Source organism: Vibrio mangrovi (assembly GCF_024346955.1).
In the GTDB taxonomy this organism is placed as follows: Bacteria; Pseudomonadota; Gammaproteobacteria; order Enterobacterales; family Vibrionaceae; genus Vibrio; species Vibrio mangrovi.
In genome coordinates, this window is the sequence record NZ_AP024883.1 from 2,974,919 (window position 1) to 3,000,602 (window position 25,684).

26 protein-coding genes are annotated in these 25,684 nt (G+C 47.9%); 9 read left to right on the forward strand and 17 right to left on the reverse strand.

Annotation, left to right across the window (positions count from 1 at the left end; translation table 11 throughout):
• The 3 genes from OCU74_RS13100 to hrpB form a co-directional block, all read right to left on the reverse strand.
• On the reverse strand, positions 1-1,008 hold the full coding sequence (locus tag OCU74_RS13100; protein ID WP_087481318.1) for an iron chelate uptake ABC transporter family permease subunit: 1,008 nt from the start codon (positions 1,006-1,008) through the stop codon (positions 1-3).
• Entirely contained in the window at positions 1,001-1,957 is a 957-nt protein-coding gene (gene fepB / locus OCU74_RS13105; RefSeq protein WP_087481430.1) for a Fe2+-enterobactin ABC transporter substrate-binding protein, read from the reverse strand. Before fepB ends, OCU74_RS13100 begins: the two co-directional genes overlap by 8 nt.
• Positions 1,958-2,133: 176 nt before the next feature.
• Positions 2,134-4,554, reverse strand: coding sequence for an ATP-dependent helicase HrpB (gene hrpB, locus OCU74_RS13110; RefSeq protein ID WP_087481429.1), 2,421 nt, complete (start codon positions 4,552-4,554; stop codon positions 2,134-2,136).
• Positions 4,555-4,628: 74 nt separating this feature from the next.
• On the opposite strand from hrpB, the gene sfsA reads away from it, so the two are divergent.
• The 7 genes from sfsA (at position 4,629) to panC (ending at position 10,708) form a co-directional block, all read left to right on the forward strand.
• Complete coding sequence (gene sfsA, locus OCU74_RS13115; protein ID WP_087481317.1) at positions 4,629-5,372, forward strand: DNA/RNA nuclease SfsA; 744 nt, start codon at positions 4,629-4,631, stop codon at positions 5,370-5,372.
• Between the two features lie 124 nt (positions 5,373-5,496).
• The gene (gene dksA, locus OCU74_RS13120) at positions 5,497-5,943 is read left to right on the forward strand and encodes an RNA polymerase-binding protein DksA (protein WP_087481316.1); all 447 of its coding nucleotides are present in this window, start codon (positions 5,497-5,499) and stop codon (positions 5,941-5,943) included.
• A 224-nt stretch (positions 5,944-6,167) separates the two neighbouring features.
• Entirely contained in the window at positions 6,168-7,040 is an 873-nt protein-coding gene (gluQRS, locus tag OCU74_RS13125; protein WP_087481428.1) for a tRNA glutamyl-Q(34) synthetase GluQRS, read from the forward strand.
• 101 nt (positions 7,041-7,141) lie between these two features.
• Entirely contained in the window at positions 7,142-8,509 is a 1,368-nt protein-coding gene (pcnB, locus tag OCU74_RS13130) for a polynucleotide adenylyltransferase PcnB (RefSeq protein ID WP_087481315.1), read from the forward strand.
• Positions 8,506-9,015: a 2-amino-4-hydroxy-6-hydroxymethyldihydropteridine diphosphokinase gene (gene folK / locus OCU74_RS13135; protein ID WP_087481314.1), complete on the forward strand. Its 510-nt coding sequence runs from the start codon at positions 8,506-8,508 to the stop codon at positions 9,013-9,015. Before pcnB ends, folK begins: the two co-directional genes overlap by 4 nt.
• Entirely contained in the window at positions 9,012-9,806 is a 795-nt protein-coding gene (panB, locus tag OCU74_RS13140; protein WP_087481313.1) for a 3-methyl-2-oxobutanoate hydroxymethyltransferase, read from the forward strand. The genes folK and panB overlap by 4 nt, the downstream gene beginning before the upstream one ends.
• Positions 9,807-9,817: 11 nt before the next feature.
• Entirely contained in the window at positions 9,818-10,708 is an 891-nt protein-coding gene (gene panC / locus OCU74_RS13145) for a pantoate--beta-alanine ligase (RefSeq protein ID WP_087481312.1), read from the forward strand.
• A 72-nt stretch (positions 10,709-10,780) separates the two neighbouring features.
• On the opposite strand, the gene OCU74_RS13150 is transcribed toward panC, so the two are convergent.
• A complete protein-coding gene (locus tag OCU74_RS13150; RefSeq protein WP_159457427.1) occupies positions 10,781-11,533 on the reverse strand; it encodes an IclR family transcriptional regulator in 753 nt (250 codons plus the stop codon).
• Positions 11,534-11,638: 105 nt separating this feature from the next.
• Entirely contained in the window at positions 11,639-12,130 is a 492-nt protein-coding gene (locus OCU74_RS13155) for a YhcH/YjgK/YiaL family protein (RefSeq protein WP_087481310.1), read from the reverse strand.
• A 221-nt stretch (positions 12,131-12,351) separates the two neighbouring features.
• Here OCU74_RS13155 and OCU74_RS13160 point away from each other — a divergent pair, with 221 nt between their 5' ends.
• Positions 12,352-13,023 carry a hypothetical protein gene (locus tag OCU74_RS13160; RefSeq protein ID WP_143693216.1) on the forward strand — a complete coding sequence of 224 codons (672 nt, stop codon included), beginning with the start codon at positions 12,352-12,354 and terminating at the stop codon, positions 13,021-13,023.
• Positions 13,024-13,080: 57 nt separating this feature from the next.
• Here OCU74_RS13160 and OCU74_RS13165 read toward each other — a convergent pair whose 3' ends face one another.
• The 11 genes from OCU74_RS13165 to OCU74_RS13215 all read right to left on the reverse strand — a co-directional run bounded on the left by OCU74_RS13165 (position 13,081) and on the right by OCU74_RS13215 (position 23,865).
• Complete coding sequence (locus OCU74_RS13165) at positions 13,081-13,950, reverse strand: L-ribulose-5-phosphate 3-epimerase (protein ID WP_087481308.1); 870 nt, start codon at positions 13,948-13,950, stop codon at positions 13,081-13,083.
• 18 nt (positions 13,951-13,968) lie between these two features.
• Positions 13,969-14,733: an IclR family transcriptional regulator gene (locus tag OCU74_RS13170; protein ID WP_087481307.1), complete on the reverse strand. Its 765-nt coding sequence runs from the start codon at positions 14,731-14,733 to the stop codon at positions 13,969-13,971.
• A 10-nt stretch (positions 14,734-14,743) separates the two neighbouring features.
• The gene (locus tag OCU74_RS13175) at positions 14,744-15,394 is read right to left on the reverse strand and encodes a 3-keto-L-gulonate-6-phosphate decarboxylase UlaD (protein ID WP_087481306.1); all 651 of its coding nucleotides are present in this window, start codon (positions 15,392-15,394) and stop codon (positions 14,744-14,746) included.
• Entirely contained in the window at positions 15,391-16,881 is a 1,491-nt protein-coding gene (locus tag OCU74_RS13180; protein WP_087481305.1) for an FGGY-family carbohydrate kinase, read from the reverse strand. The genes OCU74_RS13175 and OCU74_RS13180 overlap by 4 nt, the downstream gene beginning before the upstream one ends.
• Positions 16,882-16,918: 37 nt before the next feature.
• Positions 16,919-17,632, reverse strand: a complete 714-nt coding sequence (locus tag OCU74_RS13185; protein ID WP_087481304.1) for an L-ribulose-5-phosphate 4-epimerase — start codon at positions 17,630-17,632, stop codon at positions 16,919-16,921.
• A gap of 84 nt (positions 17,633-17,716) precedes the next feature.
• The gene (locus OCU74_RS13190; RefSeq protein WP_087481303.1) at positions 17,717-18,691 is read right to left on the reverse strand and encodes a TRAP transporter substrate-binding protein; all 975 of its coding nucleotides are present in this window, start codon (positions 18,689-18,691) and stop codon (positions 17,717-17,719) included.
• Positions 18,692-18,703: 12 nt separating this feature from the next.
• Positions 18,704-19,984 carry a TRAP transporter large permease subunit gene (locus OCU74_RS13195; protein WP_087481302.1) on the reverse strand — a complete coding sequence of 427 codons (1,281 nt, stop codon included), beginning with the start codon at positions 19,982-19,984 and terminating at the stop codon, positions 18,704-18,706.
• Positions 19,981-20,502 (reverse strand): TRAP transporter small permease, encoded by a 522-nt coding sequence (locus tag OCU74_RS13200; protein WP_087481301.1) that lies wholly within the window; start codon positions 20,500-20,502, stop codon positions 19,981-19,983. Before OCU74_RS13200 ends, OCU74_RS13195 begins: the two co-directional genes overlap by 4 nt.
• A 30-nt stretch (positions 20,503-20,532) precedes the next feature.
• Positions 20,533-21,534, reverse strand: coding sequence for a 3-dehydro-L-gulonate 2-dehydrogenase (gene yiaK / locus OCU74_RS13205; protein ID WP_087481300.1), 1,002 nt, complete (start codon positions 21,532-21,534; stop codon positions 20,533-20,535).
• Positions 21,535-22,106: 572 nt separating this feature from the next.
• The gene (locus OCU74_RS13210; protein WP_087481299.1) at positions 22,107-22,877 is read right to left on the reverse strand and encodes an ABC transporter permease; all 771 of its coding nucleotides are present in this window, start codon (positions 22,875-22,877) and stop codon (positions 22,107-22,109) included.
• Positions 22,878-22,890: 13 nt separating this feature from the next.
• Positions 22,891-23,865 carry an ABC transporter ATP-binding protein gene (locus OCU74_RS13215; protein ID WP_087481298.1) on the reverse strand — a complete coding sequence of 325 codons (975 nt, stop codon included), beginning with the start codon at positions 23,863-23,865 and terminating at the stop codon, positions 22,891-22,893.
• 442 nt (positions 23,866-24,307) lie between these two features.
• Here OCU74_RS13215 and can point away from each other — a divergent pair, with 442 nt between their 5' ends.
• Positions 24,308-24,976 (forward strand): carbonate dehydratase, encoded by a 669-nt coding sequence (gene can, locus OCU74_RS13220; RefSeq protein ID WP_087481297.1) that lies wholly within the window; start codon positions 24,308-24,310, stop codon positions 24,974-24,976.
• 88 nt (positions 24,977-25,064) lie between these two features.
• Here the strand turns inward: can and hpt are convergent, their stop codons facing one another.
• Positions 25,065-25,595: a hypoxanthine phosphoribosyltransferase gene (hpt, locus tag OCU74_RS13225; protein ID WP_087481296.1), complete on the reverse strand. Its 531-nt coding sequence runs from the start codon at positions 25,593-25,595 to the stop codon at positions 25,065-25,067.
• Positions 25,596-25,684: the final 89 nt, after the last annotated feature.

Below are 25,684 nucleotides of genomic sequence, written 5' to 3' on the forward strand. Positions count from 1 at the left end.
TCATGCCCACCGCCTTTGTTGCCGTACCAGAACAATCAGGATCGGAGCACCAAAGAAAGCCAGCACCACAGAGACCCGTAGCTGTCCCGGCAGTAGTAACCGCCCGAGAATATCGGCCCAGAGAACCAGCATCGGAGTCACAATAAGTACAAAAGGAATCAGGCGCTGATGCTCACTTCCCACCAGCATCCGCCCGATATGTGGTGCCAGCAGGCCGACAAATACCAGCGGACCAACCGTTGCTGTCGCACTGGCACTCAGTAATGTCATCGCCAGTACCCCGAAAAGTTGAGTTCTCATCACATGGGTTCCCAGATTCAGAGCAACTTCCTGTCCCATTGCCAAAGCATTCAGTGAACGTAACAAAGTAAAGCAAAGCACAATACCACCAGCCACAGGCCAAAGCGCCGTCTGTAACACATCCATATTCTGAACATCCAGACTCCCGGCCTGCCAGAATCGCAACTGATCATAAACATCCGGATTCACCAGAGCCAGTCCGGCACCAATGCCTTCAAGTACCGCACCAAAGGCAACACCGGCCAACAGTAACCTTAGCGGCTCAAAACGATGTAAAGCATTGGCACACCACACCACCAGAATTGTGGTGACAACGGCTCCGATAAAGGCACAAGCAACATATCCGGAGGCCGACTGGATCTGGAAAAAGCTCACTCCGATAATTACCATGAACCCGGCTCCGGCATTCACGCCTAAAATACCGGGTTCTGCCAGAGGATTACGCGTCAGAGTCTGCATTAATACACCGGCAAGCCCCAGAGCCGCGCCAGCCAGAAGACCGGCGAATGTACGGGGAATGCGGGAACCCTGAATGATCAGGCAATCCAGACGAGTCGGAGGACACTGTCCGTCCAGCAGAGTTCGGATGACATCCACAGAGATATGATGCGCTCCCAGAGAAAGACTGGCGAAAACTGTCAGCAGCAATCCAGTCACTCCTAATCCAATCATCCACCAAAAACGGGAGAAATACGTCTTGTCATTCATGAGCAAAGTCGGCATGCAATCGGGTTAACAACTGACTGGCACTGTAATAATCGAGCCGGAAACTTTCCCGTCCCATCGCGAAAACCCGGTTCTGTTTCACGGCAGGCAGCATTCGCATAAAAAGATTGCCGGACAGGGTATGAATATCTCGCTGATCAGCCGCAAACAGGAGGAATGTCTCCCCATTCAATGCTTGCGGCAGTTGTTCCCCGGTCACCCGGATAATATCGTGACGTCCCGGCGCCAAAAGCCCGGTATCTGTCGGCAGAGCCAACTGAAATCCCAGCGCTTCTAACAATCGTCCCTGAGCAGAATTCCGTTGCCATAAGTGAGCTGCACGATCAGCGGCACTATAAACGAAAGCACTGACTGGCCGGGACGGCGGTTTTATCTGTTCCCGAATTTCGGCAAGCCGTTGGTTAAACGCATCGATCCTATTTTTGGCCTGTACTTCATGGCCGGTTGCTACACCTAATGTTTTCACCAGTTCCTGCCAGCTATGGCTGGTATAATCGAGCACAATGGTTGGGGCAATCTGTTGTAACTGGCTGACAATATTCAGTGCCGAATCACCACCAGAAGCACTCACGATAATTAAATCCGGGTTCATCGCCGCAACTTTTTCAGCACTCGCTTCACCAATATAGAGCCGGGTGAGCTGCCGCTGCCGGGCGACATCGCTCCATTGACGGAAGAATCCCTGCTCATCGGAAAAACGGTTATTCGGTGTTGTCGCCCCCGACGCCACCACCGGAGCATCGATCGCAAGCAGTGACCCGGTCAGAGTTACACTGGTGCTGACAATACGCTGTGGCATCTGATTCAGGGTTACCGAGCCCAGCTCAGTCTGAATCTGCCTCGGCCACGAAGCGGCTTGTCCATAAGAGGTTGAACACCAGATAACAATGCTCATCAGCACAAAGAAGCGGGGGAAATTTTGACATCGCATAACAAGCTCACAAATATAAATAAAAACAATTATCATTTATATTTGATATCAACTCAAGTGAATCATCTGCTGTACATATATCGCATGAGCAAACTTATTTTTCATTCTCTGCCAGAATCAGTCCATCTCAGATGAAAACATATCCGTAAGAAAAGGAGCACCGTCTCAACTGTGGTTTAATCAGGCAGTTCCCAGTTATGCTTGGGATAGCGTCCTTTCATCTCTTTTTTCACTTCGGCATAAGAACCAGCCCAGAAAGCAGCCAAGTCCTGAGTAATCTGAATCGGACGCTGAGCCGGAGACAGCAATTCCATCACCAGCCTTTTTTTCCCCTGAGCAATAACCGGTGAACTTTTCTCGCCAAATACTTCCTGAATCCGGACCGACAATACCGGTTCCTGTCCGGCCTGATAACGAATCCGCTTCCGACGGCCTGAAGGTAACTGGTGAAATTCGGGAAGCCATACGTCCAGAGACTGACTCAGAGACCAGCCAAGACGGCTTTTGAGCGCTTCCAGCACCGGAAGACGCTGTAAGTCTTTCACCGAACGGACATCGGTCATATAAGGAGACAACCACTGTTCGACATCGTCCAGTAAACTGAATTCATCCATGGCCGGCCATGCTTCTTCGGGAAGCCACGCGATGGCACAGCGAGCCCGCTCCAGCCACTGAACTGCCGCATCGCTCCAGTGAAGAACTTTCAGACCTTCCCGGCGGATGTAATTCAAAAGCGCCTGCGCCATCTTGTCACGATCCGGAGCTGCCAGTCGCTCACTGTTCACAACCAGCCGGCCACAACAATACTGTTTCTCAGCCGTCAGTCTTCCGGCCCGGTCATCCCAGTCAACCAGTTCCCGTGTTTGGAAAAGCTCCGGCGCCATCCCGCTCAGTTGATCAATATCCAGTGTAATCGCAGATAAAATCTGGCAACTCCCGGAAGAAAAACGCATTAAATCAAGCGCAATCAGATACGGTGTATCAGCCAGTATCTCTTCTTCCCGGATCAATGCTCCCTGTCCGTTTGCCAGTAAAAACTGACCATTACGATCGGGACGCTTCTGAGCAATCCGATCCGGAAAGGCCAGACTCAAAGCAAGAGCAAGCTGATGCTCGCTGACAGCATCCAGAGAAAAAGAGCAGGAAAGCAGCGAGGCCAGCCGGCGGGCCTGCTGCATCAGCCTCGTCTTGTGCTGGTTTTTCCCGTTTTGCCAGAGATGCAGAGCAAATGCTAAATCCAGTTGCCGGGCATCGTTTTCTTCAGTCAGAGCCGCACCGGCAATCGCAGCCTGAAGTAAGTCATCTCCCAGATCGCGACACTTGAGCAGCATACTGGCCAGACGGGGTTCGACACCCAGTCGGTACGCCTGAGTTCCTAAGCCGGAAAAACGACTGGTTTCATCCAGAATCCCCAACTGCCGGAGTAGTTCTTTTCCCTGCTCGAATGTCGCCTGTGGCGGTGGTGTCATCCACTGCAACATATCAGGCTCATTGGTTCCCCATTGCACCATTTCCAGAACCAGCGGTGACAGATCAGCCCGCATGATTTCCGGCAGCGGCACTTTAGCCTGCTGCCGGAGCTGGGACTCGCTGTACAGACGGACGCATAAGCCCGGCGCAAGACGCCCCGCCCGACCGGCACGCTGCTCAGCAGAAGACTGAGAGATCCGGCTCTGTTCTAAATGTGTTACGCCGGTTGCCGGGTCAAAGCGGGCAACCCGTTCCAGTCCGGAGTCGACAACCAGTGTAATACCATCAATGGTCAGAGATGTTTCGGCAAGGTTGGTTGCCAGCACGATTTTGCGTAGTCCCGGAGCTGCGGGTTGAATGGCTTGCTGTTGTGCTTTAAAAGAAAGTTTACCGTACAACGGATAAACATCGATATTATCGGCGAGATCTGTCAGTTGTCCGGCAACCTGCTGAATCATGCCCATACCCGGCAGAAAAGCCAACAGCGATCCTTCCTGTTGCTGCATGAGTAGCCGTATCTGTTTAACCATTGCAGCAACAGGTGATTCATTTGCTTTCAGAGGCTGATACTGATAAGAAACCGGATAACTTCGTCCTTCTGACTCAACATACCCTGCCTGAGGCAACAGATGCTGGATAGCTGAATGATCCAGCGTGGCAGACATAATCACCAGCTTCAGATCATCTCTCAGTGCCTGCTGAACTTCGAGACTCAGTGCCAGTGCCGTATCCGCGTGTAGACTTCTCTCGTGGAATTCATCAAAAATCAGCAGACTAACGCCATTCAGCTCCGGATCAGATTGAATCAGCCGGGTCAGAACACCTTCGGTAACAATTTCCAGCCGCGTAGCCGGAGAAACTTTGGTTTCTCCCCGAATCCTGTATCCCACCCGTTGTCCGACTGGTTCTTCAAGACAGGCTGCCAGATACTGGGCAATATTCTTCGCCGCCAGACGCCGGGGTTCAAGTAAGATAATTTTGCCGTCAATATCAGATGAGTTGAGAAGCCGCAATGGAAAAGCCGTTGATTTACCAGCCCCAGTCGGTGCTTTCAGGATCACCTGAGGATAATTCGCAATTGCCGTGAATAATTCTGCCATAACGGCTTCAATCGGTAACTGAGGCATCGCTGGTAACTGTGACAAAACATCATCCTTGTGATTAAATGAGAAAAATGATTGTACATAAAAACAGTAAATAAATGCAGTTTGATCCCTCATTAAGTGCCGCCGTTCTGCTGAAACGTTACAAACGTTTTCTGGCCGATATTCAATTTCCCGATGGTCATACCACCACCATCCACTGTGCCAATACCGGAGCTATGACCGGCTGTGCAACGCCCGGAGACACAGTGTGGTTTTCCCGTTCGGACAATCCGAAACGTAAGTATCCTTTGAGCTGGGAGCTCACCGAAACGGCAGACGGACATCAAATCTGCGTCAATACGATCCGAGCCAATACGCTGGCATGCGAAGCCATACAATCCGGTGTTATTGAAGAACTTCAGGGCTATGAGACGCTACGTACCGAAGTGAAATACGGTCAGGAGAACAGCCGGATCGATATTCTGCTGAGTTCTCCCTCCCGGCCGGACTGCTATGTCGAAGTCAAAAGCGTAACTTTGCTTGGCGGCCCGGAATCTGATACAAATCAGTCTGGTCAGGGATATTTCCCGGATGCTGTGACCACCCGGGGACAAAAACACCTGCGGGAGTTAATTGAGGTTGCCCGGAGCGGAAAACGGGCCATACTTTTATTTACTGTATTACACTCAGGGATTGAAAAAGTATCGCCCGCCCTCCATATAGACGCAACATATTCACTTTTGTTGGAAGACGCACAGAAGGAAGGCGTGGAAGTACTATGTTACAAGGCAAAACTCTCCAGATATGAAATGAAACTTGTATCAAAGATAGAATGGGTCAATGGATCGATAAAAAATTGATATTGTCTGCACATTGATAACAAGTTTACAACGAGTGTTTGCCACCCCCTTTTCTTTCTGGTATAGATACCCGCCTTAAGTAGACTGCTCTCGCAGTTGACTAGGTGTTAGTAGGAGATGCTGTATGACAGAATCCAAAAAGAAATCGCTAGGCATCCTAGCCATTGCAGGTGTTGAGCCGTATCAGGAACAACCGGGTGAAGAGTATATGTCACCGGGCCAGATCGCTCACTTTACAAAGATTTTACAAGCTTGGCGTAACCAACTCAGAGAAGAAGTTGAACGGACTGTCCACCATATGCAGGACGAAGCAGCCAACTTCCCGGATCCTGTCGATCGTGCATCTCAGGAAGAAGAGTTTAGCCTTGAGTTGCGGAACAGGGACAGAGAGCGTCGTTTAATCAAGAAAATCGAGAAGACGCTCAATAAGATTGAAGAAGATGATTTCGGTTTCTGCGAGTCTTGTGGTGTTGAAATCGGCATTCGTCGTCTTGAAGCCCGTCCGACTGCTGATTTGTGTATCGATTGTAAGACACTTGCAGAAATGAAAGAAAGACAGATGCAAGGTTAAGTAAAATTACGACCTCATGCTAAAAAGGGAGCTTCTGCTCCCTTTTTGTTATTATGAGTCTTAGTTATACCATTCTGACAAAGTATCTGATCATCTAAAAATGGGTATGCTGGAACAAACATACAAGGGTTGTTTAAGCGCACATGGATGTTTTAAGCAGTTTGTGGAACCATATCCATTCAGATTACATTTTTATCCAGATTGGTATTATTGCAGAACACAGAATGAATAACTATATCGGTCGCTTCGCCCCTTCTCCGTCAGGCCCGCTTCATTTCGGGTCACTGGTTGCTGCACTAGGCAGTTATTTTCAGGCCCGCGCCATGAACGGACAATGGCTGGTCAGAATTGAGGATCTCGATCCTCCACGGGAAATGCCCGGTGCCGCCGATCTGATTCTGAAAACACTCGAAGCCTATGGTCTTCACTGGGATCACAATATCTGGTATCAGAGCCGCCGTCATGATGCTTATCAGGCACAAATCGACACATGGCTTGCAAACGGTCAGGCATACTACTGCCGCTGTACACGCAAACAAATCAAAGCCGCCGGAGACTACTACAACGGCACTTGTCGTCATCTGCAACTCCCCTCAGACTCAGGGTATGCTGTCCGCTTACGTATGGACGTTCCGATTACCCGATTTTATGATGAGAAACATGGCGATATTGATATTCCTCATGATCTGGCTCAGGAAGACTTCATCATTAAACGCCGGGACGGGCTGTTTGCCTACAATCTGGCAGTCGTACTGGATGATATTGCACAAGGCGTTACTCAGGTCGTCCGGGGAGCAGATCTGATTGAGCCAACCGGACGCCAGATTAGCTTATATAACATTCTGGAGCATAAACCGGTCAGTTATCTGCATTTACCTCTGGCAGTTGATCAATCCGGCCATAAACTCTCCAAACAGAATCATGCCCCGGCAATCGATCTGAAAAATCCCCGCCCAACTCTGATTCAGGCGATGAAATTCCTCGGTTTTCAGCTCCCGGCCGGAATAGAAACCGCAGAACTGGCGGAAATTGTTGCCTGGGGAAGCCAAAACTGGCATATTCAGCAACTCCCTGACGCACTTGAAATCACGCGATGATTCTCAAATTGTGTCCAGTGAGCTATTATTAGCCGCAAATTGACCCACAAAGACATTCTGTCAACAAAAGACAACAAGGTAGAAACGCTTATCCTTGTCTGATGCTCATGAATAAAAACGATACTACAGTACAAACTCATCGCGTTTATCCGGATTTAACGCTAAACATCCTAACGCGACAAGAGCACAATATCTCTCGCAAGCAAATCAGCGAGAGCGCACTCAAAGTGCTTTACCGGCTGCAAAGTGCAGGCTACGACGCCTACCTTGTCGGTGGCGGTGTCCGTGATCTTTTACTGGGTGAATCCCCGAAAGATTTCGACATCACAACCAATGCGACTCCTGAACAGGTTCGCAAGCTTTTTCGTAACTGTCGTCTGATCGGACGCCGTTTCCGGCTTGCTCATGTCATGTTCGGACGTGAGATTGTCGAAGTCGCAACATTTCGTGGCCACCATCAGGAAAATGACCGCCAGAAAGCCAGTCAGTCGGAAGCCGGAATGCTCCTGCGGGATAACGTCTACGGTACTATCGATGAAGATGCAGAGCGCCGGGACTTCACCGTCAATGCAATGTATTACAACATTGCCGACTATACGATTCACGACTATGCCGGCGGTATCGAAGATATTGAAGACAGACTGGTCCGGCTGATCGGCGATCCGCAAACCCGTTACCGGGAAGATCCGGTCCGGATGTTGCGGGCGGTCCGTTTCGCCGTCAAACTCGATTTTGATATCGAGGAAGAAACTGCAGCACCAATTGAAGAACTGGCCCCACTGTTGCAGGATATTCCACCAGCCCGGCTGTACGAAGAATCGCTGAAAATGCTGCAAACCGGATATGGTCTGGAAACCTATCACCAGATGCGACAGTACAATCTGTTCCAGCAGCTTTTCCCGATGATCTCGGCCTATTTTACGGAAGACTACTCTTCCCCGACGGAAAAAATGCTCGATCTGGCTCTCGATTCAACCGACCAGCGTCTCGATGAAGGGAAAAGAATCAACCCGGCATTTATGTTTGCAGCGATTCTTTGGTATCCCATGGTTCATCTGGCAGAGACCTTTATGGAATCAAAAGATCTCTGCTATTACGATGCAGTGATGGAAGCCGGCAACAAGATCTTGGATCAACTGGTCAAAACGGTCGCGATTCCAAGACGCCATACCGCTACTATTCGTGATATCTGGCAGCTTCAGCTTCGTTTCCCCCGTCGCCACGGTAAGCGGGCTTTCCGTTTACTGGATATTAATAAGTTCCGGGCCGGGTTCGATTTTCTGATGATGAGAGGCATCGTCGAAGGCGGTGAGACTCAGGAACTGGCACAGTGGTGGGAAACCTTCCAGAATGCCGGTAAAAATATGCGCCAGGCGATGGTCAATGATGTTGGTCGGATCAACTCCAAGAGAGCCAAAGCCCGCCAGCGTCAGATGGGACAGAAGAACAAGAAACAGGAAGTGTCATGATCACGGTTTATATTGCGATCGGCAGTAACATGGCACAACCGGACCGTCAGGCATTGCAAGCTATTCAGGCACTACAGCAACTGCCTGAGTCAGAGTTTGTCCGGGCCTCACAGCTATATAGCAGTACACCGATGGGACCAGCGGATCAGCCAGATTATATTAATGCTGTCGCTGAGATCAGAACGCATTTAAAACCACTCGAATTATTAGACCATACTCAGGCCATTGAGCTGGCTCAGGGCCGGGTACGTAAAGAGGAACGCTGGGGTCCGAGAACATTGGATCTGGATATCCTCTTGTATGGCAGTGAGGTGATCAATTCCGAGCGTCTGACAATTCCCCACTATGGAATGAAAGAACGGGAGTTCGTTCTGTACCCGCTCGCTGAAATTGCACCAGATTTAACCCTCCCGGATGGGACTGAGCTGAATCAACTGCTACAGCAGATTGATAGAAACGGGCTCACAATTTGGCATCCGCCAACGTCTCGTAAGGATGAAGAATGAAAAAAATTACCATCAACGATCTGATGCGCTGGAAGCAGGAAGGTCGTAAATTTGCCACTGTAACGGCTTATGATGCCAGTTTTGCTCAACTTTTTGAAAGTCAGAATATGCCGGTTCTTCTGGTCGGTGATTCTTTAGGAATGGTATTACAGGGCCAGACAGATACTCTGCCGGTCACTATCGAAGATATGGCTTATCATACCCGCAGTGTAAGAGCCGGAAGTCCTCATTCGCTATTGATGACAGATATGCCGTTTATGAGTTATGCCACCCCGGCTCAGGCATGTGAAAATGCAGCAAAGCTTATGCGGGCCGGTGCAAATATGGTCAAGCTCGAAGGCGGAAGCTGGCTGGTTGAGACAGTCAGAATGCTGACCGAACGTGCAGTTCCGGTCTGTGCCCATCTGGGACTGACTCCTCAATCCGTGAACATCTTCGGTGGTTACAAAGTTCAGGGCCGGGAAGAAAAACAGGCAGAACAAATGTTACATGACGCACTGGCACTACAGAATGCCGGAGCTCAGTTAGTCATACTCGAATGCGTTCCGGCCAGACTGGCTGCCAAGATTACCCAGGCACTGGATATTCCGGTGATTGGTATTGGTGCAGGTGCAGATACCGATGGTCAGGTACTGGTCATGCACGATATGTTTGGGATTTCGGCAAACTACATGCCTAAATTCTCAAAGAACTTTTTAGCGGAGACTGGCGATATGCGTCAGGCTGTCGCCAAATACATGGAAGATGTAGAACGTGGTATTTTTCCTGATGAAGAACACACGATTGCCTGAAGGAGTAATTCATGCAGACTTATACTGATATCTCAGCGTTAAGAACGCAGATTAAACAGTACAAGCGTGAAGGCCGCACAATTGGTTTCGTCCCGACAATGGGAAATCTGCACGAAGGTCATCTGACACTGGTGCGAAAAGCCAAAGAACTGTCTGATATTGTAATTGTCAGCATTTTCGTCAACCCGATGCAGTTCGAAAAAGCAGATGATCTGACCAACTATCCCCGGACTTTAGATGAAGATCTGGCCAAGCTGACTCAGGAAGGTGTTGAGCTGGTTTTCACCCCGACACCAGAAATGATGTATCCGGAAGGACTGGATAAGCAGACGTTTGTTGAAGTTCCCGGCCTTTCCCATATGCTGGAAGGCAGCTCACGACCCGGTCATTTTCGTGGTGTTGCGACAATCGTCACTAAGCTCTTTCATATCGTACAACCCGATATTGCCTGTTTTGGTGAAAAAGATTACCAACAGCTGGCTCTGATTCGTCAGATGGTGATTGATCTCTGTTTCGATATTGAGATTGTCGGCGTTCCGACCATCCGGGAAGTTGATGGTTTAGCTATGAGTTCCCGTAATAACCTGCTAACTCTGGATGAACGCCAGCGCGCACCGGTTCTGGCCAGAACCATGCGGTGGATCAGCAGTGCAGTCCGGGGCGGTCGCACAGATTACGACAGCATCATCGAAGATGCGAATGATCAGCTCAGAGCCGCCGATCTGGAACCGGATGAAATATTTATCCGTGATGCCCGGACACTTCTGCCGATCAATGACAACAGCAAACAGGCTGTGATTCTGATGTCTGCCTTTATGGGGAAAGTTCGCCTGATTGATAATCAGGTACTCGATATTTCCCGTGAAGAAAAAGAGCACGACAATTCGGAAAACGACGCATAATCCTCATGGCGATCCCGAAATAACCGGATTCGGTATCGCCATCTACATATATCGTTACAACCTGACACCTGATTATAAAACTTTCCCACTCAATACGCTGGCAACGCCTTGCAACAACTCAAGCAATTGCATCTGACCGAAACGATGGATTTCAGGACTCAGCCCCGAAACGCTGATGGCATAGTTGGCAATCTGATCTTTTTCCAAAGGTACGGCAATACAGGTAATCCCAGATTCATTCCCTTCACCGTCAACCGCAAACCCCTGCTGTCTGATCAGCATCAGCTCCCGGTGAAAATCAGCTTCCGTATGGATAGCTGCAACACCAAAATGGCGGAAACTTTCCAAATCATGATGGTGACTTTGCCAGTACTGATGTTGTTCATCAGGAGAAAAATAGGACAAAACCACCTTGCCACAGGCAGACTGAAGCAGTGAAGAAGCCAGCCCGGCATGAGCATTGGTATGGAATACCGAGTTTTTCGGTTCTTCTTTTTTCAGCAAAATGACCTGATCAACATCCCGGCGCTGTAAATTGACGGTAAATCCGGTCTGATTCGCCAGTTCTGACATATAAGGGACAGATGCCGCGACCAGAGCATCACAGTGGATCACCGAATACCCCAGCGTAATCAGTTTGGTGGTTAAAAAATATTTCCCACTTTCTGCCTGTCTGAGATAACCACACTGGCACAGACATTTGCAAATTCTGTGCATGGTTGTTTTCGGATACTGTAACGACTTACACAGTGCATCAAGACTCATACCATCCGGAGTCTGGGCAACAATCTCCAGAACATCAAACGTTTTGTGTACTGATTGCATAATCATTCAATGGCGCAGGCGGCTTCCAGATAAAAGTTTCAATAAAGACAAATTCGTTCATCCATGATTCTGATCAGAGTAACTTTTTTGTCACTCAAAACCTCGTTAATCAAGAGGATATTTAAGCTTAATCACAACTTTTCGAACCTGCGACACCTCAGCCACAGATAAATTAGGCATATGTGCCGTCCTTGGTGCAAACAGATAGAACTGATCATGTGTCATTGTCTGATAAGACATTTCAACCAGCTGAGGATCAAAAAAGCAGATGTCTCTCCGATCATCGTAATGATAGTCCAAAGACAACTGACGATGCTGTTCATCACTCAACTCAGCCCAGCCAAAACGCTCTTCTCCCTGAACAATAAACTGAATATCGCAGTATTTATGATGAAACTCAGGTCCCACCGGACTTTCAGCAGTGGTCTGGTATTCCATCACCACGAAAAAAGCATCTTCTTCAGCGATATCCGGAATCGAATACCTTCCGGGCTCGATCCCGGTTAAATCCTGAGAACGAACATAGTCAATGGCCTGAACAAACAGTTCCGGCAACAGTGAGCGGTAATCAGATGCATGAAAATGACAAGAGAACATAAAAATTCCTTATAATTCTGCCGGTATCCGGCAACCAAGAATGATAGAAGTACACCGATGTGGAAACTGTCACATGCCGCGAGCTTTCATCCAGTCTCTTATCGATATTTTTATATTTTGCTATACACTGCTTTCACAGCGGATAACATTAAAATTCCACAATGCAGAATTTAAACATTGATTATTCCAGATGATGATACACAGCTAAAAAAGGTGAAAAAGTGAGCAAGATCTTTATTTCTGGCTTAATATGTTTGCTGTTCTCATCAGCAATTCAGGCTTCTTCTATTCATTCTATAGACAGTGTTCTAAGAACAAAACTCGACTGTAAAGACAGATATATTCAAGACCTATGCTACCTCTCAGTCGATCAACGAAACGATGAGCTCATCATCTTTATGAGTTCAGCCGTTTATAGAGCGAATAAATTCATTAAGAAACCCTCCTCCCATCAAGCAGCCAACTTATCGCATAAAATCTACTGGTCTGTACTCCAGTTGAATCCTGCCCTAACAAAACCGCATAAAGTCGTTCTGGTATTAGAAGTGATGTATAAAGACCGACGACTTATTGTCATTCATGATGATGACAATACAGCTCATGTTGAGCTGGATAAACGGATAGATATCTATCAGCTTTTAAAAGACCACCGAGAAAGAGTAAAACAGTTTACAAGTCATTCTCAGCAAAGAGAGACCCTCAAAAAAGGGGAAAGCATCACGATAAAGTATGATGTAACAAATACATACAATGTCATGTCGGCCGATGCAGTAAAAGATAACAAAACCGGTAAATTAACAATCTTGAGTGAGCAACATAAAACAGGTGAAAAGGTCTCTCACACAAAAACAATACATTATATGGTCTTGTATCCTGAAGATAGTAAACTGTAACCTCATCAGGCGCGTTATACGCGCCTGTATTTCAACGCTGAATTCCCAGCATACTTCTCACAACTCAAACCCGACACTTTTTGCCATTTCAGTCAGCCGCTGTTTAGCTGTGACAATATTATCACGCCAAAGATCATCATGAGCCCACATTTCAATAACAAAAGGTGCGCCATAGTGAATTTCTTTCAGAGCCGTGAAAATTGCCGGAAAATCAACTTCACCTTCACCAATGACCAGATCGCGGAATTTCCCCGGAAACCCGTTTTTGACTTTCAGTGTATCTTTGAGATGAATCTGCACCAGATGATCCCGGGCCAGTTTCAGTTCAGTACAGACATCGTGATTCCAGCCGGTGATATTGCCGACATCGGGATAAGCCATAAAATACGGAGATGGTACTTCCCGTTTCAATACTTCAAATTTAGATAACGAGTTCAGATACGGTGTATCCATGATTTCAACCGCCAGCATCACGCCAGCACGTTCCGCCAGCTTAGCTGCCCAGCGCATCCCTTCAATAAAACGCTGATGAGTCTCTACCGACTGAGATTCATAATAAACATCGTACCCCGCCAGTTGGATCGTCCGGATCCCCAACCGGTAAGCCAGAGAAATGGCCTTTTCCATAATCTCCCGGGCTTTATCACGAACCAGAGGATCGTCTGAACCAAACGGGTATTTACGATGCGCACTCAGACACATGCTTTGCAGTGGAATATCATACTGGAAACAGAGCTGACGAAGTCGATCAATTTCCTCATCTCCCCAGTCGAGGCGCTTTTGCCGCTCTTCGGTTTCATCAACAGAAATTTCGACAAAATCAAAGCCGAGTGATTTCGCTTCTCTGAGACGATCCTCCCAGGAAAACGTTGCCGGCATCGCCTTTTCGTATAAGCCGATGCGGGATTTCAGGGTATTGTTGTTCATCGCTGGTATCCTTTTCAATCACTGCTTAAACAGTTCTTGTTCTATCTTTTCTGTCGTTTGTTTGATTCTCTTAGCGAAGTTGTCCGGCCCGGCATTTCTCAAACGCGGTGTCAGTGTTGAGATACTGACGGCATAAGCCGGAGAGCCCGAACGGTCAAAGATCGGAACGGCCGTACAGGAAATACCGGCTTCGTTCTCTTCATTGTCCAGGGCATATCCCTGCGTTCTGATGGTTTCCAGTTCTTGCAGAAAACGTTCTTTGTCAGTAATGGTGTTTTCCGTCAGTTTCTGAATCAGCCCGGCATTACGCTGCCAGTAGTTCTCCTGATCTTCCCGGGTTGAGAAGGCCAGAAAGACCTTTCCGGCGGCTGTACAGTACATTTCGGAATACATCCCGACGAAAGTCCGGGTTCTGAACGGGGAATACTGAGGTTCCAGCTTGTCCCGAAAGACGATCTTATCTCCTTCACGGGAGATAAAGTTGATCGTTTCATTCAGGTCTTTCACCAGTTCATTCAGCTTCGGCCTTGTGGTCGCCAATACATCGGAACTTAACGCCGAATGCCCGATATGCAGCAGTTTCAGCGTCAGCCGATAGTTTTTAGAAGCCGAATGCTGGGCAACATATCCCAAAGCTTCAAAGGTGGTCAGCATACGATAAGCCGAGGTTTTGTTTATCCCCGTCTTCTGTGCGATTTCATGTAGCGCCACCCCATCGGGATGGTGGCTCAGAAACTCCAGCACAGCCATAGACTTCACCAGTGATTTAACCTGCTCACTCATAAAATGGACCTTACCAGTAGTGGTTGATCTGTTCGCGAAATTCACGGGCAATTGCTTTGCCATTGTGATTTGCCAGTGCTCGTCCAGCGATGAACGACTTTGCACGAATATCCTTAAATAGATGAATATCCTCCGGAACAATACCACCGGTAATCGAGAGTTCAAGACCCGTATCCGATAATTGTTTCATCAGCATCAGATCCTGTTCACTCCAGCCGACACCGGCCGCCTGCGCATCCCGTGAGCGGTGATAAATTGCCTGAGTTACACCACTTTCTACCCAGAGTTTCGCATCCTCAATCGTCCAGTGCCCGAAAAGCTCTATCTGCACTTCGCCGCCAAACTGCTCCGCAACCCGTTGTGCTGAACGCACCGTCTCGATATGTGCTGCTGCACCAACGGTAATCCAGTCAGCTCCGGCTGAAAATGCCATATGAGCCAGTGTTTCTCCGGCATCGAGTAATTTCATATCACACACCAGAATATGATTGGGATAGCGGCGGCGTAGCGCCCCAACAGCGCCCATGCCATCGGCAAATGCCAGTACTGTTCCGATTTCAATCACATCAACATCATCTGCAATATCACGGACACTGCCTAAAGCCGTGATGAGATCTGTCGCATCCAGAGCAACTTGCAGATACGGTTTTACTCGGTTCATACAATCTCCTCAAAAGCTCTGAGACTTTCCACATAACGCTGGTAACGTTCAAAACGGGTTTGATAAGCTGCATATAAATCCGGATTTGGCCGGACAGTTTCAATTTTTACATCCATCGCTGCCAGTGCCGTCGGCAGATCCGGATATGCCCCGCTACCGACCATTGCAACCAGTGCAGCGCCGAAAGCCCCGGTTTCTTCAACGGCTGGTATTTCCAGTGTCAGACCGGTTAAATCCGCCATCATCTGCATCCAGGTCGCGGATTGCGTCGTTCCGCCAGTGACACGCAAGGTTTGTATTTGTGGAAAACGGCGCAGCATTTTTTGCAAATGAACATTGTGGCAACACAGAATCCCCAGCCAGATTCCTTGGAGCAGATGGGCTTTGGTGTGGTATGCCTGTAAGCCATATAACGAAGCCTTCAGTCCCAGTCCGGCATTGGAACCGTAGAGAAAAGGGACAAATATCATGTCACTTTCCAGCGGTTTCAGTGCACTGACCAAACGTTCGTTCTCCGCATGATCAATGTTCTCCTTACCTCCCAGATAAGGTGCGAACCATTCATAGTTGCTGGCCGAAGTCGGACTGGCTTCGTGCACGATATAAGTACCGGGAATGGCATAGTGACCATAAACGAAGGCTTCATCAGGATGATCTTCAAATCTGGTCGTAATACCTGATGTTACCGACCAGGTGCCCATAACAGCATTCAGCATGATTTCATCACTACCAATACCGGAGCATATCGCTGTCGCCACAACATCGAACAACCCTCCATAAACCGGTGTTCCGGCAACTAATCCGGTTTCGTGTGCCGCTTCTTCACTGACAATACCGGAGAGATCAGAGGGATAGATCAGCTCAGGAAGTGCCGGAAAAACTTCTCCAATCCCAAACGTTGCCAGTAATGCCGGGTCATACTGTTTTTTTCCGGCATGGAACAGATTACTCTCCGACATATTGGTAATTTCTGCACTGATATTACCGGTAAGCCGGTAACGTAAATAATCATGTGACATAAGCACTGAACCGATCTGCTGATAAATATCCGGCTCATGAATTTTAATCCAGCGCAGGATGGAAACCGGGTGACCAGTCCATAACGTCTGCCGGGTTAGCGGGTAGATCATTTGTGGAATGCCATCCTGCTGCCACTGTCTGACGATATCGATGGAACGGGAATCGGAAGACAGGATGCCATGACGAAGCACTTCTCCCTGCTGGTCCAGCAGGCAGAGACCTTTTCCCTGTGCCGAAATACTCATCCCCCGAATCTGCTCAGGCTGGATGCCACTTTGTCCGAGCACACCACGTATCGCCCGGCAGGTTTCCTGCCAGTACAGCGCCAGATCCCGTTCGATCCAGCCTTGTTTCTCACAAATGACCTGTGTATTTTCCCGGTAAAGCGCAACCTGACGTCCACAGTGATCAAACAGGCTGGCTTTCAGGACTGTTCCACCGGAATCAATTCCCAGAAAATAATTCATCACGCCTCCGACACTTCATATTTCCAACCGAACGGGCTTACTTATGCTGACCGTAATAAGCATCTTGACCGTGTTTCCGGAAATAGTGCTTATCCGAAAGCTCCTGTTGCAACATGATCCCGGCATTCAGGCTCCGGGTTCCAAGTGCCATCGTGGCAACCTCTTCCAGCACAACAGCATTGTGTACGGCTTCAACGGCATCTTTTCCCCAGCAAAATGGTGCGTGACCAGAGATGATCGCACTGGGAACCGCAACCGGATCGATCTGACGCCGCTGAAGTTCTTCAATAATCACCAGACCGGTATTCTTTTCGTAATCGTGCTCGATCTCGCCCGGTGTTAAAGGGCGGGTACAGGGAATATTGCCGTAGAAATAATCGGCATGAGTGGTACCGAGTGCCGGAATATCCAGTCCGGCCTGAGCCCAAATCGTCGCATGACGTGAGTGGGTATGTACAATACCGCCAATCTCCGGGAATGCTTTATAGAGTTCGATATGAGTCTGGGTATCACTCGATGGATTCAGTGTGCCCTGTAAGATATTGCCACTCAGATCCACAACGACAATGTCATCAACCGTCATCGTATCGTATTCAACCCCGGATGGTTTGATCGCAATGACATTGTGCTGGCGATCGATCTCAGAGACATTTCCCCAGGTAAATGTCACCAGTCCGTATTTCGGCAAACTCAGATTGGCATCTAAAACGCGCTGTCTGATCTCAGAATACTGCCTGTTTTCAGAATTCATAGTCACTCCTGTCGGCACTGTCGTGCCGGGATCTCCTCCAGCTTCCGGTGTACTGTCTGCTCACAGCACACCGGATCGCTCACGTTATTTTTGTGCTGCCAGAATACGGTTGATCATGTCGTCACCATTTTCTTTGATGAACTCGTTCCAGACCGGTTTCACTACAGCCTGAAATGCAGCGCCATCTACATCCCGGTTGACTTTCATGCCATGCGACTCCAGTTCAGCAATCATCTGATCTTCTTTCTTGATACTCAGCTCACGCTGCATTTTTACAGCTTCAGCAGCCACATCTGTGATGATCTTTTGCTCACTGGCGCTGAGCTTATTGAATTTCTTCAGATTCATCGTTAATACCAGCGGAGAGTAAGCATGCTGTGTCATACTCAGGTATTTTTGCACTTCGTAGAACTTGAAAGAGAGCGTGACACCAATCGGGTGATCCTGAGCATCGACTACGCCGGTTTCCAGAGCGGTATACAGCTCCGCCACCGGGATCTGTTGTGGATTGGCATGCAGCCCATTGAACATATCGTTCAGCGCTTTTGAATTGTTCACTCGCATTCTCAGCCCGGCGACATCTGCCGGTTCACGAATAGGACCACGATTATTGGTCATATTACGGTAGCCGTTTTCAGGATATCCCAACCCTTTGATGCCATATTTTTCCATCGCTTTCAGGACACTTTGTCCGACTTCACCATCAAGTACCCGATAGGCCGTTTGCCGGGTCGGGAAGATGAATGGCAAAGTAAATGCCGCTGATTCAGGTAGTAACCCGGACCAGTTATTCAGCCCGACCATAGAAATATCGATGATCCCGGCACGTGTTCCGTCAATCATCTGTTTGTCATTTCCCAGTTGTCCCTGTGGGAAAATATTGACTTTGATCTTGCCATGAGAACGAACCTCTACTTCTTTTTTGAAGAAGAGAGACATGTCCTGCTGCAAATCCGATTCAGGGGCAGCGTGAGCAAGTTTCAGCGTTGTGGCATAAGACTGGGTCGTGAACAGAGCCAGTGCCGTCACCAGTCCTGCAACTTTCAGAATTGATTTCATGTTGTTTCTCCGTTATCCGATAATAAGTTTCATTGGTGTTGTTATCATTTCCGGGAAGATGACGAACAGCGCAAGCAGTACGGTGTACGCCAGAACAAATGGAAGGATGCCTCTGACCGCCGCCGACATCGGAACTCTCGCTACTCCACAAACAACGTTGAGGACGGTTCCGACCGGAGGCGTAATCAAACCGATCGAACAGTTGATCACAAACATCAGTCCAAAATAGGTTGGGTCGATTCCTGCCAGTTTGATCACCGGCATCAGCAGCGGTACCAGAATCAGAATCGTCGGACTCAGATCCATCACCATACCGACACATAAAACCAGCAGCATGATGACTGCCATCAGCAAACGCGGGCTATCGACCAGAGGAGCCAGCATTTGAGCCAGTTGCTGCGGCAACTGTGCCACGGTAATCAGCCAGGCTGCGACCATGGCGCAACCGACCAGAAACATCACCATGGCTGTTGAACGACCGGCATTCAACAGAATGTGATAAAAGCTGCGCAGATCGATTTCCCGGTAAACCACCGCTGCAACAAAGATTGCATAGACGGCAGCAACCACGGCAGCTTCTGTCGGTGTAAACACGCCAAACCGGATACCACCGATAATGATCACCGGTAACAGCAAAGCCCAGATACCATCTTTCAGTGCAGCCCTTCTTTCCGCCTTCGAAGCTTTTGGCTGAATATCCAGATCTTCACTACGCACAGTGAAGGCCCAGACCAGCATGAGAGTCATGCCCATCAAGATGCCGGGAATAATGCCACCGAGGAACAGGTTTTTGATTGAGATCCCACCCGCGACACCAACCAGAATCAGTGGCAGTGAAGGCGGAATCACCGGAGCGATAATGCCACCGGCAGCCAATAATCCCATTGACGGACTTTGCGGATATTTTGCGGCTTTCATCATTGGGTAGAGAATACTGACCAAAGCTGCGGCATCGGCAACCGCAGATCCGGAAAGACCAGCCAGCAGTACAGAAGTCATAATCGCAACATAACCCAGTCCACCTTTCCGGTGACCGACATAACTGGTTGCCAGCCGGACAATCCGGGTCGATAATCCTCCGGCAGACATCACCTCACCGGCAATCAGGAAGAAAGGAATTGCCAGTAAGGTGAAACTGTCCACACCATTGACCAACGACTGCGCCAGAATATCGGAACTGAACAGATCCATGTGAAACATCAGCGCTATTGAAGACAACAGCAATGCAAAAGCAACCGGAAGTCCCAAAAGGATCGAAACAATTAAAACCGTTAAGAAGATAAATAATGTCATTTCTTCTCCTCCGGTGTTGATTCTGAGGATGTGTTTTTCTCAGAGGGCTGTTCTTCTGATAACCAGTGTGGAAAGAAGATCCGCCCGGCAGCAACAATGGCCATCAAAGCTCCGGAAATTGAACCGGCCAGATAGAACAGAGCCGATGGCAGCCCGGTCAATGGTGAAATGTCCTGCCAGTTATCCATCATCTGACCAAATGCACCGTGGAATAGCATACCGACCGAGATCAGAATGATCAGCCAGCATAACCGGCGGAGAAATGGTACCCAGCGAGGCATCAGTTTCTCGGTAAACTCTTTGACGGCCAGATGCTCATCACGCTTGAGAACCACAACTGCACCTAACATGACAACCCACACCAGTCCCAGACGGGACAGTTCAACCGATGCCCTGAGTCCTGAAGAAAATCCATACCTGAGTACAACATTGGTAAATACCAGTACCAGCATCGCGACCAGTATCACAGCCATGATGATGTCAATACTGTCCCAAACCCATTTCAATACCGTACGCATATACAACTCTCCGGCCATTCCTGTCAGGTTCTAAAGTGCAATAATCTGTTGCCAGATTTCGTCGTGGATCTCAATCCCTCCCTGTTGCTGATGCTTTTCAATAAAGGACTGAATTTCAGAACCGGCAATCATAACTTTGCCGCTCTCAGCAGGCTCCGAAGCCAGCACATAATCCCGAATCCGCTTCATCTCATCAGCCAGACGGTTATTGTCCATCGTCTTGCTGATATCTATCGCAATCAGAAACTGGGAAACCCCGAACTCGGCTTTCATATCTTCAGTCAGTGCCGGAACAGAATAACCTCCGGTAACAGCCGTCAAGATCATGTCCAGAATGATCGCCATGGATGATCCTTTCCAGAATCCCATCGGCAACAGTCTTTTGTTTTCCCATAACACATGCGGATCCGTAGTCAGATTGCCTTCATCATCAAATCCGCCCACAACAGGAAGTTCCTTATCGGCCAGAACATAATTCTGTAGTTGTCCGTAGGAATACTGGCTCATCGAGCAGTCCACCAGCACCGGCGGATCACCGGCCACAGCCATGATCAGCGGATTCGTTCCGACCCGGTGATCTTTTCCACCCCAGGCGGGCATCACCGCAACCGAGTTCGTTGAAGCAATACCAGCCAGACCTGCCCGGGCCATCCTGAGTACATAAGTTCCGCCACGCATCCAATGGTTCGAGTTACGCATCGCAACCATGCCAATCCCATATTGTTTCGCCAGTTCGATCGCCCGTTCTGTGCAGATCAACCCGTTCAGCACTCCGGGCCCAAAATGACAGTCCCACTGCTCCAGAGCCCCCAGACTATTTATACATTCCGGAACCGCATTCAGCTTGATGTGCCCCTGATCAACCTGAGAGATAAAGACCGGAAAGCGGTTGATCCCGTGAGAGTAAGTTCCTTCGTTTGCCATTTCGACAAATCCCTGAGCCAGTTTGGTCGCTGAGTCAGCTTGCATGCCCCTTTTGAGCAAGGCACTTTCAAATTGATGTTGCAGTTCATTTAAGGATACGAGAGGCATTGCTTATCTCCAGTTCATTTCATATTACGTAACAAATCCTACGCTTTATTCCGTAATTTAAAATTTCAAAGTGCTCACTTTGTGAACCATTCACTTAAATTTGAAATATTTGGCAAATTTTGTTTCGCAATACGAAATAACAACATGGTGAAATAAATGAACAAATTAAGAGAAAAATATGAGTACCAAGCCTGAAAATCGAGGTAAACAAAGCAAAAATGCACCCAAATGAAAAAAAATTACAACAAAATATCCATACAACGAGCTAAATCAGGATAAAATAGAAAGATAAATACAGCGTAATGATCTGTATAATTGAGGAGTAGGCAATGCCAAATATTGAATCAGTTCTGTTTTTTGTCCGGATGAGTGTATTACTGACACTGAGTGTGCTGCTGACCTCATGGCCGTTTCTGTAAGATGGAGCGACTCAGCCCAAAATTCCGGGAATAGGTAGGTAATTATCACCGGGCCTCAACGACAAAAGGGAGTGCCAGTCGGCACTCCCTTTTTGATAAGCCAATCTATGTTGTCCCGGATATTTTATTCCAGCTATATTGTTCTGGGGAAAGTTAGGTTCTCAGACCGGTTCCTTTCTTCACCAGATAATGGGCAAGAGCATATAACACCACAATGAAGATCCCTAACACCGAAAAAGAAGCCTGAATACTAACATCGGAGAGCCCAAGAAATCCGTAGCGGAATGCGTTGACCATATAAACGATCGGGTTGATCTTTGACACATACTGCCAGAATTCAGGCAGCAGAGATAATGAGTAAAAAACGCCACCCAGATAGGTCAATGGAGTCAGCACAAAGGTCGGAACAATGGAAATATCATCAAAGGTTCTGGCATAGATTGCATTAATAAAGCCTCCCAGAGCGAACACCACCGAAGTCAGGAAGACCGTAATCACAATCACACCCCAGTGCTCAACCTGAAGATCCACAAAAAATAGTGAGACCAGCGTAACCATCGCCCCGACACACAATCCCCGGGCAACGCCACCCATGACATATCCGCAGATGATGACATAATTCGGTACCGGAGCAACCAGAAGCTCTTCAATATTCCGGTGCATTTTGGCACTAAAAAATGAAGACGCGACATTCGAGTACGAGTTGGTAATCACTGACATCATAATCAGACCGGGAACAATATATGCCATGTAACTGACACCATGCATTGTTCCGATACGCGAGCCGATCAGATTACCGAAAATAATAAAATAGAGTGTCATCGTAATCGCCGGCGGCACCAGGGTCTGAACCCAGATACGGGAAAAACGGACTACCTCTTTCCCTAACAGACTGCAAAACGCTGTCCAATAAAGCTTATACATGCTTCCTCTCATTTTAGTTCGTTGACGCCTCATGATGAGTCTCTACAGATTCATCATTTACTGTGGAATTTCCCGTCGAAGATTCTTTAACAATACTGACAAACAGCTCTTCCAGCCGGTTGGCTTTATTTCGCATCGACAACACACGGACATTATGATCGCTTAACTGACGGAACACATGATTGAGTCCCTGCGTTTTCTCGATTTCAATTTCCAGAGAACCGTCGACATTCTTCTGGCTGAGAACATCCGTTAATTGGGGTACTGAAGTTGCCGAAGGATGAATATCCAGAATAAAAGTCTCGACCTGAAGCTGACTCAGTAATGCCTTCATCGAGGTATTTTCAATGAGTTCTCCCCGGTGAATGATCCCGATATTCCGGCACAGCATCTCAGCCTCTTCCAGATAGTGTGTCGTGAGAATAATAGTAATTCCCTGCTGGTTCAGTTGCTTGAGGAAATCCCACATGGAACGCCGTAACTCAATATCCACTCCCGCTGTCGGTTCATCCAGAATCAACAACTGGGGTTCATGCATCAGCGCTCTGGCAATCATCAGACGACGCTTCATTCCTCCGGACAGGTTTCTCGAACGTTCTTTACGTTTTTCCCATAACTCCAACTGAGACAGATATTTCTTCGCCCGCTCTTTTGCCTGAGCGCGCGGGACACCATAATAACCGGCCTGTTGAATGACAATTTGTTCAACCGTTTCAAACTGGTTGAAATTGAATTCCTGCGGCACTAGTCCCAGAGAGAGTTTGGCCAGCTCCATTTCTTTATCCAGATCGTGTCCGAAGACGGCAACCTTTCCCGATGTTTTATTTACCAGAGATGAAATGATGCCGATCGTTGTTGACTTCCCGGCCCCGTTCGGTCCCAACAATGCGTAAAAATCGCCTTTCTTCACGGTCAGATCGATACCTTTCAAGGCTTCAAATCCACCGGCATAGATTTTACGCAAATCGGTTAGTTCTAATGCATTCATATTGAATAAGATCCTGTGTCAATGAGATCGCCTGCTGAAGAAGATGTCTGGTTATCTTATGCTAAGGAAGCGGTAGGCGAATATTCACCATATGGAGGTTCTGTTTATGGATTTCAATCTTACATCAGAAAAAAGTGAAATACCAAATAGCACTAAAATCTCAAATATCCCCATAAAAAAGAGGTTAATTAACGCGAAATCTCGAAATTTTGCTTAAAATCCTCATCAAGCATATCCAGGTTTTCAAATTTGCTAACAGTTCGTCGCTAATTTTTAGCAATCCAGTCATATCTCATCAGATGAGTGAAAAATAGCAACATCTTCGCCACTATATTGTGTATATTGGTTGGAAGCTAAGCGACACGGTATAGAAACCATTTTTTCTATCAGATTATCTTCTCGCTATGAAAAAATGAATGTCATAGCCAGTAAGGAAAGTAAGATGCCTAAGATCAAAACACTATTCGAAAATAATGCGAAATGGTCCGAATCGATCAAAGCAGAGAACCCTGAATATTTCAGCAAGCTGGCTGAAGGACAAAATCCTGATTTTCTGTGGATAGGCTGTTCTGACAGCCGGGTTCCGGCAGAGCGTCTGACGGGACTTTATGCCGGAGAACTGTTCGTTCACCGGAATGTAGCCAATCTGGTCATTCATACCGACCTGAATTGTCTCTCTGTCGTCCAGTATGCCGTTGACGTCCTCAAGGTTAAACATGTGATCATATGCGGTCACTATCATTGTGGCGGGGTAAATGCCGCTATCGACACGCCGAAGCTGGGGCTGATTAATAACTGGTTGCTCCATATTCACGATGTCTATTGCAAGCACAGAACTTACCTTGAAAAGATGTCCGATGAAGACAGAGCCGATAAACTGGCAGAAATTAATGTCGCTGAACAGGTATACAATCTGGGGAATTCCACCATCCTTCAGAGTGCCTGGGAGCGGGGACAGAAAATCGAGCTACACGGCGTTGTTTACGGGATTGAAGACGGTAAACTGGAGTATCTGGGGGTTCGTTGTCACTCTCCACAGACTGTCGAAGACAGTTATCATCAGGCAATGGAGAAAATACTGACTCCTGACTATAAACTACTCTGTCATTGATTGGCTTTCTCCCGCCAAAGCTGTCAGCCACAGAAAAAAGAAAAGCCCTTTTTCCGGGCTTTTCTTTTCACAACATTCACTCAGGAAATCATTCCTGCATCACAACCCGGCCAATATAAGGCAGATGGCGATACTTCTGCGCATAATCAATACCAACACCGACGACAAACTCATCCGGAATCTCAAAACCGATCCATGCTACATCAACCGGAACTTCCCGGCGCGAAGGCTTATCCAGTAAGGTACAGATACGGATCGAACGAGGCTCACGCAGCGACAGGATCTCTTTCACTTTATTCAGGGTATTCCCGGTATCGATAATATCTTCAACCAGCAGCACATCTTTCCCTTTAATATCATCATCCAGATCTTTCAGGATACGGACATCCCGGGAGCTTTCCATTGTATTGCCATAACTGGAAGCTGTCATAAAATCGACCTGATGCGTCAGTTGAATCGCTCGGGCCAGGTCAGCCATAAAGACAAATGATCCCCGGAGTAATCCGACCAGAACCAGTTCATCACTGTGCTGATAGTATTCGGTAATTTCCTTCCCTAGGACTTGTACACGTTTCTGAACTTCCTGCTCAGAAATCATGACTTCAACTGTATGCTTCATAAGAGTCTCATAGCTTGGGTTTGGCTTTATATCACGTCATTCAATATCAGCGGATAAGAAATCATCTGACCATTAAGCCCTATTATTGA

Bases quoted from the DNA above. Each gene is read 5' to 3' on its own strand.
- OCU74_RS13100 (WP_087481318.1), bottom strand. From the start codon at position 1,008: ATGAATGACAAGACGTATTTCTCCCGTTTTTGGTGGATGATTGGATTA.
- fepB (WP_087481430.1), bottom strand. From the start codon at position 1,957: ATGCGATGTCAAAATTTCCCCCGCTTCTTTGTGCTGATGAGCATTGTT.
- hrpB (WP_087481429.1), bottom strand. From the start codon at position 4,554: ATGCCTCAGTTACCGATTGAAGCCGTTATGGCAGAATTATTCACGGCA.
- sfsA (WP_087481317.1), top strand. From the start codon at position 4,629: ATGCAGTTTGATCCCTCATTAAGTGCCGCCGTTCTGCTGAAACGTTAC.
- dksA (WP_087481316.1), top strand. From the start codon at position 5,497: ATGACAGAATCCAAAAAGAAATCGCTAGGCATCCTAGCCATTGCAGGT.
- gluQRS (WP_087481428.1), top strand. From the start codon at position 6,168: ATGAATAACTATATCGGTCGCTTCGCCCCTTCTCCGTCAGGCCCGCTT.
- pcnB (WP_087481315.1), top strand. From the start codon at position 7,142: ATGCTCATGAATAAAAACGATACTACAGTACAAACTCATCGCGTTTAT.
- folK (WP_087481314.1), top strand. From the start codon at position 8,506: ATGATCACGGTTTATATTGCGATCGGCAGTAACATGGCACAACCGGAC.
- panB (WP_087481313.1), top strand. From the start codon at position 9,012: ATGAAAAAAATTACCATCAACGATCTGATGCGCTGGAAGCAGGAAGGT.
- panC (WP_087481312.1), top strand. From the start codon at position 9,818: ATGCAGACTTATACTGATATCTCAGCGTTAAGAACGCAGATTAAACAG.
- OCU74_RS13150 (WP_159457427.1), bottom strand. From the start codon at position 11,533: ATGCAATCAGTACACAAAACGTTTGATGTTCTGGAGATTGTTGCCCAG.
- OCU74_RS13155 (WP_087481310.1), bottom strand. From the start codon at position 12,130: ATGTTCTCTTGTCATTTTCATGCATCTGATTACCGCTCACTGTTGCCG.
- OCU74_RS13165 (WP_087481308.1), bottom strand. From the start codon at position 13,950: ATGAACAACAATACCCTGAAATCCCGCATCGGCTTATACGAAAAGGCG.
- OCU74_RS13170 (WP_087481307.1), bottom strand. From the start codon at position 14,733: ATGAGTGAGCAGGTTAAATCACTGGTGAAGTCTATGGCTGTGCTGGAG.
- OCU74_RS13175 (WP_087481306.1), bottom strand. From the start codon at position 15,394: ATGAACCGAGTAAAACCGTATCTGCAAGTTGCTCTGGATGCGACAGAT.
- OCU74_RS13180 (WP_087481305.1), bottom strand. From the start codon at position 16,881: ATGAATTATTTTCTGGGAATTGATTCCGGTGGAACAGTCCTGAAAGCC.
- OCU74_RS13185 (WP_087481304.1), bottom strand. From the start codon at position 17,632: ATGAATTCTGAAAACAGGCAGTATTCTGAGATCAGACAGCGCGTTTTA.
- OCU74_RS13190 (WP_087481303.1), bottom strand. From the start codon at position 18,691: ATGAAATCAATTCTGAAAGTTGCAGGACTGGTGACGGCACTGGCTCTG.
- OCU74_RS13195 (WP_087481302.1), bottom strand. From the start codon at position 19,984: ATGACATTATTTATCTTCTTAACGGTTTTAATTGTTTCGATCCTTTTG.
- OCU74_RS13200 (WP_087481301.1), bottom strand. From the start codon at position 20,502: ATGCGTACGGTATTGAAATGGGTTTGGGACAGTATTGACATCATCATG.
- yiaK (WP_087481300.1), bottom strand. From the start codon at position 21,534: ATGCCTCTCGTATCCTTAAATGAACTGCAACATCAATTTGAAAGTGCC.
- OCU74_RS13210 (WP_087481299.1), bottom strand. From the start codon at position 22,877: ATGTATAAGCTTTATTGGACAGCGTTTTGCAGTCTGTTAGGGAAAGAG.
- OCU74_RS13215 (WP_087481298.1), bottom strand. From the start codon at position 23,865: ATGAATGCATTAGAACTAACCGATTTGCGTAAAATCTATGCCGGTGGA.
- can (WP_087481297.1), top strand. From the start codon at position 24,308: ATGCCTAAGATCAAAACACTATTCGAAAATAATGCGAAATGGTCCGAA.
- hpt (WP_087481296.1), bottom strand. From the start codon at position 25,595: ATGAAGCATACAGTTGAAGTCATGATTTCTGAGCAGGAAGTTCAGAAA.